The following is an 11,063-nucleotide window of genomic DNA, read 5'->3' as shown; positions in this document are numbered from 1 at the left end:
TACTTTAAAAGATTTATTCATAGTAATTATTCATAATGTATAACTATGTTTCGGCAAAAATGGCTCCCTCTCTCTGGAGCACCCTCAAAATCAGGCTATTTTCACCAAACATGGGCTAGAGAAATAGGTTTTCTATAATAAGTAACTATTAAGTTTGGAGGTGTTTAGATGGGAACCATGAGGGCAAATGTTTTTAAGGATGTTAATAAAATAGGGCTTGAAGACCGTCCTATTCCAAAGGCAGGACCTCGAGAGGCAGTTATAAAGGTTACTCTAACTACAATATGTGCTACTGATGTCCATATAATGAAAGGGGAATATCCCGTAAGGGTTGGTCAAATTATAGGACATGAACCAATCGGAGTTATTCATGAATTAGGTGAAGGTGTTTCTGGATATAAGGTAGGAGAAAGAGTAGCAATTAATGCAATTACCCCCTGTGGTCAATGTGAATACTGCCTTTCTGCAAACTGGGCTCAGTGTGGGGGGTTTTTAGGTGGGTGGAAGATGGGAAATACAATTGACGGGGCTCAAGCAGACTATGTGAAGATTCCGAATGCTCAGGCAAATCTGACCCCGATTCCGGATGAGCTTTCAGATGAGGATGTGCTTTTTACAACTGATATTTTTTCTACAGGTCTTTCTGGTGCTGAGAGTGCTGATATACAGGTTGGAGATAGTGTTGCTGTATTTGGGCAGGGGCCTATTGGACTATGTGCTACTGCGGGAGCAAAGCTTAAGGGTGCTTCTTTGATTATAACTGTTGACACTGTTCCTTCGAGGATGGATATGTCAAAGAAGATGGGGGCAGATATAGTGCTTGACTTTAAGAAGGGAGATCCAGTTAAGGAGATAATGAAGATTACAAATGGAAGAGGAGTAGATGTTGCAATTGAGGCAATAGGACTTCAGGAGAGTTTTGAGAATTGTGTTAGGTGTACTCGAGTTGGGGGGACGATATCTAGCATTGGTGTGTATCCTGCACAACTTGGAAACATTGGTGTGCCTCTTCAAGACTTTGGCTATGGTAGAGCTGATAAGAAGATTGTTTCGACGTTATGTCCTGGTGGGAAAGAAAGGATGAGGAGGTTGATTAGTCTTATAAAGAACGAGAGAGTTAATCTTAAACAGTTAATCACTCACTGGTTTTCATTGGATGAGATAGAGGAGGCCTACAGGATATTTTCAAATCAACTGGACGGGGTTATTAAGGTAGCTATAAAAACCTCTTTTTGATCTAAAAGAGTTTGCAAAAAAAACGTGCCTATCTGCCACTATTCAGTTTCATAATATCTGAGCTCTAATCTCTAAAGATAAGTTCGTATTTGTAAAGATGCTTCTTTTTTTAAGAAAACAAACAATGTTGATTTCCAGTGAGCGATCTTCTTCAAAGTCAAAAGGTTTTATGTTTGGAGCTGATTTTTCATTAGCTTGTAATACATAGGCATGCTGTGTTGATAGAAAGGGTTCTCACAATCTTTACCTGAACAAGGAAAGCCAATAAGGATAATTGGAGTAGCTGCGAGGGTGAAAAAGAATGATTGGACGACAGGCAACTGAATATCGGCAGGCTGAAGAGATTCTAGAGGCTTTAGAATGGTGTTGATTAAATTTAGGGCTTTAATTTGAATTTTAGTTAGAAGAGCAGAGATAAGGCGGTCATAGTTGTTTCCAAGCTCTTTGATCCCTAGCTGTGAAAGCAGAAAGTCTATATGAGGCATAGATTTTAAACTGTTTTTCTCTAATGGGTTGAGAGGATCTGATGGTGTTGGATTATTGATGTCAGATAGAAGCTCGAAGGTGAAAGGAAGCTGAGGAACCCAATCCAGTGAATTGATAATGCGAAAAGCCAGTCCTTTGTTGCTGAAGAGGTGGTCAAAGTCGTAGGCATAAAAATCATTGCCAGGTTTGGGCTGGGCGAAAACATAGCTTTTGTAATTGTGGGATGGGTTGGTAGGCTGATAGTGCAAATAAGATCGAATGAGGGTGGCAACAGCTGCTCCTTGACTATGTCCGGTGATATAAATTGGGGAGCAAGAAGGAACATTCCTTTTTAATTGATTCACTATGCCTTTTTCTGGATGAAGAAGAAGGAGGAGGGCTCCAATAGCAAATCCTGCATGAACAGCAGCTTGAGGATGAGAAGCGAATTTATAAGCAATGGATTGATGTTTATAATCAAGTTTGGCATCTGATTGAATCAGAAAAGAAAGTAGATCCTCTAGAATACTCTCAAAACTTAGAGTGGTCCCACGAATAACAATGGCATAAGTATCTGTGGATGTCTTTTTCCATAACTTCCATCTTTCATTGAATGGAGAAAATTCTAATGAATCAAAGATCAATTGCCAGTCTGATCGATTATTAGGGAGAGGAGTCTCTTCAATCTCAGCGCATAAAGAGGCAAGCCCTAGAGCTTCTTCAAGGTCAAATCCTTCCTTAAAAGCCATAAATGATAGTCTGTTGGAAACAGAACAATCTCTGCCTAGAAAAGAAGGATGTCAATTTTTTTTAGGATCCAAATGAGTATTATAGAATGTGTATCCAATAGAATGCATGAAGAGCAGTTCAACAATTAATCATTGTTTATGGCAGTTTTCATTCGAAGAAAAAATCCTTTTCGAACGACTATCCTTCCCTTTAAGACCACTCCTTACTGGTGGGAAACCGTTGAGCCTCTAAAAGTAGAGAATAAAGAGATTCCTAACCAAATTGATGTAGCAATCATTGGCAGTGGTTATACGGGCCTATGGGCATCGATCATTTTAAAAGAACAGGGGCTCAATGTTCATGTTTTTGAAGCCAAAGAACTTGGATATGGAGCTTCTACACGCAATGCAGGGTTTGTGGGCTCTGGGTACAAATTAGGAGTGAGCAAGCTCTTTCAGATTTTTGGTAAAGACAAAGCTGTGGAGCTTTTCAATATTTCTTTGAAGGCAAGAGAGGATATTGAAGAAACGATCCGAAAAGAAAACATTGATTGTGGCTTCGTTGTTCCCGGTCATTTTGTAGCCGCATGGAAGCCAATGCATCTTGCTAACCTAGAGAAGACGGCGGATCTGTTGGAGAATTACTTTTCTCTGAAAACTAGACTATTGGACAAATCTTCACTTTCGGCTTGGATGGAGACAGCCCTCTATCATGGCGGACTTTTTTTAGCTGATGGAGCACTTCTTAACCCTGCACGTTATTATCAGGGGGTGCTGACATTAGCGATTAACAAAGGAGTCTATTTTCATCAGCATACCGAGGTGCAATCGATAGAACAGAAAGGGAGAAAATTTGAAGTAACTCTCTCTGGAAAAAAAAGAACCCTTGCTAGGGAGGTGCTTATAGCCACCAATGGGTATACAAATTCTTCTTTTCCTGAAATTCAAAGACGGATCATTCCTCTGCCGAGCACGATTGTATTGACTGAACCTATAGATAGGAATCTTTTAGAAAGACTAGTCCACACAAAATTTGCTGTCTATGATACGAAAAACTTTCTTTATTACTTCCGATTTTTAGAAGATGGAAAGCTACTTTTTGGTGGAAGAACACATTTAAGCTTCGGTAGTTCAATCACAGAGGCTGCAAAGGAACTTCTTCGGTCCATATCTATGGTATTTCCAGCGCTTCAAGGAATTAAGATTAGGAACGTTTGGGAAGGAAAAGTCTGCTTTACTTTTGATCAGTTGCCTCATTATGGCAGGTTAACAAACGGTATCCATTATTGTCTTGGCTATTGCGGTCATGGGGTTGCCTTAGCAAGCTATCTAGGCAAACTTACTGCGTATTATCTTTTAAACGATCCCAGAGGACAAAGCCCATTGTTAACTCTTCCTTTTAAGAAAGAATTTTTTTGCAAGACTCATCCATGGTTCCTCCCGTTGATAGGGCTGTGGTATAGATTAAAAGATACTCTTTTTTAGATTGTTGTGAAAATGCCCTTTGCTCAAGCAGCTACTACACAAGAGTAATAGGCTTGTTAGTGTTAAAAGCATGAGATCAAAGCAAGCTTTTTAGTTAGATCCAAAGAAAGGGAAAGCCAAATAGAAACAACAAAAGTAAATATCCTTTCTATTTTCGATTCCCACTTGATGACGTTATTACAGGTCTTCTTTCAAGTCTATTGCTAAATGGGGTATTCTTCAACCCTGAGATGTTCTTTTGTAGATTGTTGATCTAAGAACTAAGAATGTAAAAGTCTTTTTGAAAAAAGAAGAGTTCATTTGTGTTGCGATCTTGGAAAAAAGAGGAGCTTTAGCCGATTTGTTAATTTGTTAATATCCATTGTTTTTTTCTATTGTAAATGCAAAGCCCTGATCCTTCTTTTTTACTTTTCAATAATGGCTTTGAATATCAAATCATAATGAAATGACTTGTTAAAATTTCTGCTCAATAAATTTGTATCTTATTTTTTCTTTATTTATCTTTTTGTTTCCTTAAGAAAATGGCCTATGTATGGAAGTCGAAGTGATGGGAGAGAGATCAATCCGAAACAGAAAAAAGCTTAGATTTAGTTCAAAAGAAGTGAAAGGCTTTAAAAAGCAGTAAGTGTTAGACTAAAACAGGTGAAAGAAGCCGAATATAAATAGGAACTGATTAAAAAAAAACATAAGAAAGTAACGGATCTTTTATTGGAAACTCGCAAATGATTCGTACTACAATCGAAGGGATGTGTTTAAAAAAATAGGAGAATAAAGTAGAATCTTTTGAAAAATTAAAACGGGTGGGCAGAAAAATTAATATTCTACAGCACAAGTGATTTAACACTATGATTTGGATTAGACAGATAGGTAATTTTTCAAAGAAAATTGATACTGGAGTTATAACTTAAGTAAATTATTGATCTCTTAAGGAAAAAATTGTTTTCATTTGCTGCTTGCTTTTTTGAATTAAATGCAAAGGAGAAACGAGGATTAAAATGAAAAGAAAGATTTTTGCTTTTTCCTATTTTTTCTTTTCCATATTCGTTCTTAGTCTATTTGCTCAGCAAACCTCAAGTCAGCTGTCTCAAAGCACAGCATCGACTCTCTTTTATAGTGTAAAAAAGCCAGTGGAACTCATTTATCCTAAACAACTTTCTGTAAACAAACAAAAAACTTGGACTCTCGAAGAGGTCATTCAGAGAGCCTTAGATGCAAATCCTGAAGTGGTATCTGCTCGTAAAGCGATAGAACAACAAGAAGGGATCAAGATGCAGTTTAAGGCTAAGCTGTATCCTCATGGTGGATTGGTCTACCGAGCACAAAGGGAGCAAAGCTCTTTGCTGATGTTTCTGCCTACTATCGAGACTTATCCCTTAACAAGGACAAGTTGGCTTGGTGCTGTACAAATTAAGCAAACCATTCTTAATGTGGAGTCGGTAAAACTGGCTCGTCAACAAAAGGAGCTTGTTGAAAAAGCGATTTGGCAGGCTATGGACGTGGCGCTAAAAACTACAGCACAGGTAAAGGAGGCTTTTTATTTAACTCTTTTTCGCCAGGAAGTGGTAAATATTCGAGAAGAACTCACGGAAGCAAGTAAAGTGATCGCCGATTATACTATGAAAATGTACAAGGCTGGGGAGTTCCCTCAGTATCAAGCGTTGAGTGCACAAGCTGAATATTCGACTGCGCAAGGCGATCTTGCTCAGGCTAGATACCAATATGTAAAGAGCCGAGAGCAGTTACGGATGATTCTGAATTTGCCTAGTGGATCAGAGAACGATCCATTATATCTTTCTGGAGAAAGTCAGATTGTTCCTTTTGATGTCCCTTATGAGGAGGCTTTAAAAATAGCCCTACAAAAAAGGACAGATTTAAATGCAGCACTACACGGTCTTTCTGCGGCTCACGCAGCTGTTGCTGCAGCCCAGGCAAGTTATTATCCTAATCTTGATGCTCTACTCCAGTACGAAAACATCAGCAATGTGTACATTCTTTATCCAAAATGGGGATGGACAGCTGGAGTCCGGCGCAGCTACAGAACAGAACGGCAAGCGAGCTAGGAGCAAAGCGTATGGAGACGATCCATGTTCGCCAGCGACTCAGGCCCTCGCGGTACGCTTTCATCGTAGGGCAGGAAGATCTAAATGGGGCTCTTCAAGCCGTCTCGCTGAACACGATCCTTTGGGGAGGAATCTACAACCCGATCCTCCCCCTTAGGCCTGAGGAGGAACGGGACGGCTTACTCAAGGCGTTCGATCCAGATTTCCTCGTAAATCTCACGGGCACTGATCTCCCACCTGAATTGGCCGACCAATACAGGTGGCATATTGTTGGACCCGAGGACGTTGTCGAAACGGATGACATCACTGGGCGACGCCGACTTGGCTTTGGGTTCAACATCCTTCCTATCATCCAGAACATACACGAGCGGGAGGTGAGGTTCGTGGCCGGGCCCACCCGTGCTGTAGTGGTTCAACCCGAGCGGGCACGCAACTGGCCAGAATTTGTGGCGTTTGTCTGTGGATCTTTTGGATGGCTGCCCGCCATAGATATTGACTTCGAAAGAGCCTTCAAGGACGGTCTTCGCGCCGAAGAGGCACAACTGCCAAATCTCACACCCCCGCCAGGGGGATATCTGCCACTTGACCTTACCGGATACGGATTGCAGCTCCTCGACAGACCGGCCAATTTCTCAAGTCATATCATCTATATCGGGGATCACCGTAGCTTCACCGACCTCGTCGAGTTCTGGAACATCCGGGCTACGGGACGCATCGTTGTCTTTGTCCCAATCGTTGCTTACCAGAACTTCGAGCATTCCATCCGTGCTGTGGCGACCGAGGGGCGCTATCGGATCTACCAGCAGATCGAAAACCACGCGGATTTGCAGAAGGGTCCATGCGTATCTGAGGCTCGCTTCAAGGAGGCCTGCGACTGGGTTAACACCCTGGGGCTGGGACCCCTTGCGATGCGCTGCTGGCGCCCACGGTTCGGACTCCAGATTGAACATTATCTTGGCGACATAGACGTCGCGGAAATCTCAGCCAAGGAAGGCGAGGAGATCTCTATCCTCCAGGATGGCCAGATGACACCGGTAAAAGCGGTCTCGCCGCCGTATTTGGAGGACCGGGCGCCGTGCCAGGAGTTTTCCTGGTCGGTCGAGGTACGCATAATCGGCGGTTATACCCAGCCCGAGTATATGTTCTCCTTTCCTAAGGAGCCAGAAGTCGAAGCAGTAGCCCAGCATGCAGTTATCGGCGCATCCTCTCGAGCCCGACTCGGGTGTCGAGGTTTGGTGGTTCACCAGGGCATGCCATGGTCAACCATCGCATTGAGCCCCGTTCGCACGGCCGAGGTCTTTCAGGCGCTGTTCCGTCAGGCTGGCCTCAGAGCCGAGCCGAGCGAGCCAGGACGCTACGCCGAACAGATTATCAAGAAGATGGGGTCTCTTCATTACGACTGTCGAATCTTTAAGATTTGCGGTGTGCGGAAGATTCTCGATCATCTGGGGAGTCGCGACAACAAACTGACAAAGGGCAATATGAATGACATCGTTATGAAAAAGGAGCCGGATGAATATGATCAAATCAACTGGCGTAAGGAGCTCTACGAGGATCTGACTCTTTCTTACCGCCAGAACCGCCAGCTGGACTTCGGCCTGATCTTCGACGTACTTCTCGAAAAGCGGGTTATCCGGCCTGGTGCTACATTCGAGTGTCGATCCTGCTTCAAGAAAGACTGGTACCATGTGAGCGAATTCGCTGAAGAGTATACTTGTCGCTTCTGTTTTACGCGCCAACCTGTTAAGTTTGGATCCTCGCTTGAATGGCAGTACAAGGCTGACGGGCTCTTTCAGATTCCTGACTCGGCGCAGGGCAGTGTGGGAGTTATCTTGTCACTCTGGCGTTTTGAGGAGTTCGTGCATCGTCAGGGCCGCTACGTAATATCTCAAAAGCTTATCGCTGAGGATACCGGCAAAGAGTACGAGATTGACTACGCCTACCTAGGGTTCAATACGTCGTACGAGCTCGTTTTGGGCGAAGTTGGACGGTTTAACGACTTCACCAATAAGGAAGTAACGAAGATCGCAGAGATCGCAGATCGGTTCCGCCGTAAGCCCTATATCGCGTTCTCGACCCTCAAAGATAGCTACTCGGATGAAGAAAAGCGTCGCATACGGACGCTCGTGGATCGCGGCTATAGAGTGATCGCCTTAACTCGAGAGGAGCTGGACCCTTATTTTCTTCACAAACGGTTTAGGGAGCTGGCTCGTCCGCATCCAGTAAGTCTCGATGATCTCTCTAAAAATACCATTGCGCTTAACGTGGCACGGTGACCTGGCGGGGAATATGGCAATTTTCAATAAGCCCCTCGAGATCGCCCTTCCCGTCCCGGAGATCAACGACGCCTCAGCGTACGACAAAGTGCCGGGGATCGGGGCGTATGCGAAGGCGATCCACCATTGCTGGACGAGGGTGCCGCTACCGGTACCCCGGAGATGAGGCTCAAGCCCCGGTTCTTGCAGAGGGCGTGTGGTTGCTGTCGAGGGTTCCAGAGTTGCGGCGAGGATGTGAGCAAGCCCGAACGACCCAAAAGCGGCCCAAACCTTGCCACGGAAGTAAGGCGAGCGGTAAAGTAGGGCGTAAGGAGCTCATGCGACAAGGAGGAGTAAGCCCATGGAAGTAGTCGCTAAGGTCACGGCCAAGGGTCAGACGACCATTCCGAAGGAGGTCCGGGAAACGCTAAAGATTGGGCCGGGGGACCGGATCGTGTGGGAGGTGGCAGACGGCAAGGCGGTCGTGCGCCGCGCCGAGCCGCTCGATCTGCGGAGTTTGGACTTGCAATCCAGTTGTCTTCGGAACAAATGATAGCTCATATCGGCAATGGATCGGGACAAATGCTGGTTGTCATCATGCTGCGCACATTCATCTTTTCGATCCTCCGATGGCATGGAACCGCCGCGTTAGCATGGACGTGGGCTTATGAGATGCATTCAAGCGAATGATGGCAATTCGGAACATGGAGCTTTGCCAACTTCAATTTTGCCTTGGCTCGGTTGCTGGAACATTTAAGCTAGTACGACAGGCGAATTGATAAACGCTTGAGTGGGGTGAGTGAGATCGTATGCGGCTTAGGCCTATGATGGTTACTTCTGAGTCGAACGTTACCAAGGTCAAAGCACCCAAATTCACCCTATGACATCTTAGGATTGAGCAATGCGGATTAGTGGCTTTTCAGTGTCCATGGGAATGCATACAAATGGTCGCTACACGTCAAATCAAGGCCACTATGATCATGTCGGTGAAGTGCCATAATTCTCGGATACGCAACCAACCGTTTTTGGAGGACTGGTATGAATTTTTAAAATTTTCTGAGTCTTATTATTTTCAACAGTAGGGAATATTTCTTTTCTTTTCCTAAGTCGAAGTAAAAAATTAGTGGGAAAGCAATTAGATTCAAACTTAAAGAGTTGATAAAAAGGATAAGTTATTGGAAGAGGTTTAATTATACTTACAAAACCTGCTTTTTCCCAGAACGATAGAAATTCCCCAAACCGAAGTTCTTCACCATTAAGATTTCCATGATATTCAATCACCGCTTCTTTTACTTTCCACAAGCAATTAGATTCAAACAGTTCTTCATCTAACTTTAGGAAGTCAACTCCTTCTCCAATCCATTCTGAGAGTCATCGAATAGTAACTTGGATTGGTGGTAAACTGCCTGGAGCAAATTTTCCTAATTGACCAATTGTTGGATTAATATTTGGGTAAAATTCTCCAATTCCGTTTTTCTCTCCTAAGGCATAATTGTACACATGTACATTAGAAAGTTGGTTTTCAGTCACATTTCTTTTTAAGATACTGAACAGTTCTGGATCTGGTTCAAATGCTTCGATAATACTATTAGGATAGAGAATTTTAAAGAAAAGAGTCGCTAAACCAATATTTGCGCCACAATCTAAGATTCTGGGATTGGGCTTTGTTGAGTGAAAATAATATATTTTATAAAAAAATATTTCTGTAATTAGGTAGTTAAGATCATGGGAGGATCGATAATGAATTTTTCTTTTTAGTAGCTTTAAAATATCATCTGTTTTGTTTTTTTTGTAGTCAGTTATTCCAAATAATAGCCAATCAACTAAAAGAGAGGTTTTTGAAATACCAGGCAGTGGTCTCCCACTATATAAAGTTAAAATATCTGAAATATTTTGCTCTATTCTATTAAAAAGAGATGGGGATTTTTCATTTTTTGAATTTTTATTGAACATGTTTTTTAATTCTATTTCACTATCTTTGAAAGATTTGTTTTCGTCATGAGTCTAAGTATTTCAAGATTGATTTTTCCATTTCCATTAAAATCAGGGAAACGTGTCAATGTTTAGCACATCTTTTTGAAGAAGAAAAGGCAATAGAGAGCATATTCAAGAAAGAATTAGTCAATTTCTTATTGAAGAAGAAGACTCATAAACTTTATGAGACTGTAACTTTGTTTTTCTGTTCTCAATCAAAAATTGGAATAAGATGATTGTTTGAATGTGCAAGACAAGTTATTGATGGAAAAAAGAAATTCTTTTTTAAAAATATTCGGTTTCAACTGGATCTTTTCCTGATGCAATTAAGTCTGGACTTAAGAAAAAGTATGACAAATTTTAAAAATTAGCCCATGTTTGGTGAAACTTTTCTAAGATGCTGATTATAAATAAGATTTTTTTCAATGTGTCACTATGTGAGGGTTTTAGGAACTATTTTTGGGTTTCCAAGGCACTAAGCGGCCAATTCGAAGGGCGGAAAGGATCCGGCGCCCGTGTTGGTTTCCCGCCGTGACTCCGCGGTGTTTGGTGCCAGCTATGTCTGCTTCGGGCGTCTTTGGACGGTACGTAGGTGAGTCAGGGCCTCTTTGGGGGAAAAGGGGAGTTTGACTGCCTTAAGTTTTTTCTCCAATATCGGGTCAAGCAAGAAGGCCAAGGCGGCGACAAAGCCATGGGCCTGGACGAGCTCTCGGATCATGGGGATAGATTGGAGGCATCTCTAGGACATCTTTTAACTTCCTAAAGGCCCGCTCCACTTGAGTAAGCTCCTTGTAAGCACAGGCGGCCTTTACCGCGGAGAGATTTTTTTCTTGTCTTTAGGATCAGGTAGTTGCCTTAGG

General features: G+C 42.8%; 8 protein-coding genes. 5 read left to right on the top strand and 3 right to left on the bottom strand.

Going from position 1 to position 11,063, the window contains the following annotated elements:
- Positions 1 to 168: 168 nt before the first annotated feature.
- Positions 169 to 1,236 carry a zinc-binding dehydrogenase gene (locus A7Q09_RS07125; protein WP_134390670.1) on the top strand — a complete coding sequence of 356 codons (1,068 nt, stop codon included), beginning with the start codon at positions 169 to 171 and terminating at the stop codon, positions 1,234 to 1,236.
- Positions 1,237 to 1,403: 167 nt separating this feature from the next.
- Here the strand turns inward: A7Q09_RS07125 and A7Q09_RS07120 are convergent, their stop codons facing one another.
- Positions 1,404 to 2,450, bottom strand: a complete 1,047-nt coding sequence (locus A7Q09_RS07120) for a lipase family protein (RefSeq protein WP_134390668.1) — start codon at positions 2,448 to 2,450, stop codon at positions 1,404 to 1,406.
- Positions 2,451 to 2,588: 138 nt separating this feature from the next.
- Here A7Q09_RS07120 and A7Q09_RS07115 point away from each other — a divergent pair, with 138 nt between their 5' ends.
- The 4 genes from A7Q09_RS07115 (at position 2,589) to A7Q09_RS11310 (ending at position 8,782) form a co-directional block, all read left to right on the top strand.
- Positions 2,589 to 3,914, top strand: a complete 1,326-nt coding sequence (locus A7Q09_RS07115; RefSeq protein WP_134390666.1) for an FAD-binding oxidoreductase — start codon at positions 2,589 to 2,591, stop codon at positions 3,912 to 3,914.
- 995 nt (positions 3,915 to 4,909) lie between these two features.
- Positions 4,910 to 5,974 carry a TolC family protein gene (locus tag A7Q09_RS07110; protein WP_244228591.1) on the top strand — a complete coding sequence of 355 codons (1,065 nt, stop codon included), beginning with the start codon at positions 4,910 to 4,912 and terminating at the stop codon, positions 5,972 to 5,974.
- An 11-nt stretch (positions 5,975 to 5,985) separates the two neighbouring features.
- Entirely contained in the window at positions 5,986 to 8,250 is a 2,265-nt protein-coding gene (locus A7Q09_RS07105) for a hypothetical protein (RefSeq protein ID WP_134390664.1), read from the top strand.
- Between the two features lie 340 nt (positions 8,251 to 8,590).
- Positions 8,591 to 8,782: a type II toxin-antitoxin system PrlF family antitoxin gene (locus A7Q09_RS11310; RefSeq protein ID WP_134390662.1), complete on the top strand. Its 192-nt coding sequence runs from the start codon at positions 8,591 to 8,593 to the stop codon at positions 8,780 to 8,782.
- A 425-nt stretch (positions 8,783 to 9,207) separates the two neighbouring features.
- Here the strand turns inward: A7Q09_RS11310 and A7Q09_RS07095 are convergent, their stop codons facing one another.
- Entirely contained in the window at positions 9,208 to 9,531 is a 324-nt protein-coding gene (locus A7Q09_RS07095) for a hypothetical protein (RefSeq protein ID WP_134390660.1), read from the bottom strand.
- A gap of 69 nt (positions 9,532 to 9,600) precedes the next feature.
- Positions 9,601 to 10,182: an FkbM family methyltransferase gene (locus A7Q09_RS07090; protein WP_134390658.1), complete on the bottom strand. Its 582-nt coding sequence runs from the start codon at positions 10,180 to 10,182 to the stop codon at positions 9,601 to 9,603.
- Between the last annotated feature and the right edge of the window lie 881 nt (positions 10,183 to 11,063).

Origin of the sequence: Methylacidiphilum sp. Yel, from assembly GCF_004421185.1 — a bacterium.
Lineage (GTDB): Bacteria > Verrucomicrobiota > Verrucomicrobiia > Methylacidiphilales > Methylacidiphilaceae > Methylacidiphilum.
This window is presented reverse-complemented; position numbering and strand designations above follow the sequence as displayed.

What these genes read in the sequence shown, in the direction of transcription:
- A7Q09_RS07120 (WP_134390668.1), bottom strand. Translation starts at nt 2,450, where the DNA reads ATGGCTTTTAAGGAAGGATTTGACCTTGAAGAAGCTCTAGGGCTTGCC.
- A7Q09_RS07105 (WP_134390664.1), top strand. Translation starts at nt 5,986, where the DNA reads ATGGAGACGATCCATGTTCGCCAGCGACTCAGGCCCTCGCGGTACGCT.
- A7Q09_RS07110 (WP_244228591.1), top strand. Translation starts at nt 4,910, where the DNA reads ATGAAAAGAAAGATTTTTGCTTTTTCCTATTTTTTCTTTTCCATATTC.
- A7Q09_RS07115 (WP_134390666.1), top strand. Translation starts at nt 2,589, where the DNA reads ATGGCAGTTTTCATTCGAAGAAAAAATCCTTTTCGAACGACTATCCTT.
- A7Q09_RS07090 (WP_134390658.1), bottom strand. Translation starts at nt 10,182, where the DNA reads ATGTTCAATAAAAATTCAAAAAATGAAAAATCCCCATCTCTTTTTAAT.
- A7Q09_RS07125 (WP_134390670.1), top strand. Translation starts at nt 169, where the DNA reads ATGGGAACCATGAGGGCAAATGTTTTTAAGGATGTTAATAAAATAGGG.
- A7Q09_RS11310 (WP_134390662.1), top strand. Translation starts at nt 8,591, where the DNA reads ATGGAAGTAGTCGCTAAGGTCACGGCCAAGGGTCAGACGACCATTCCG.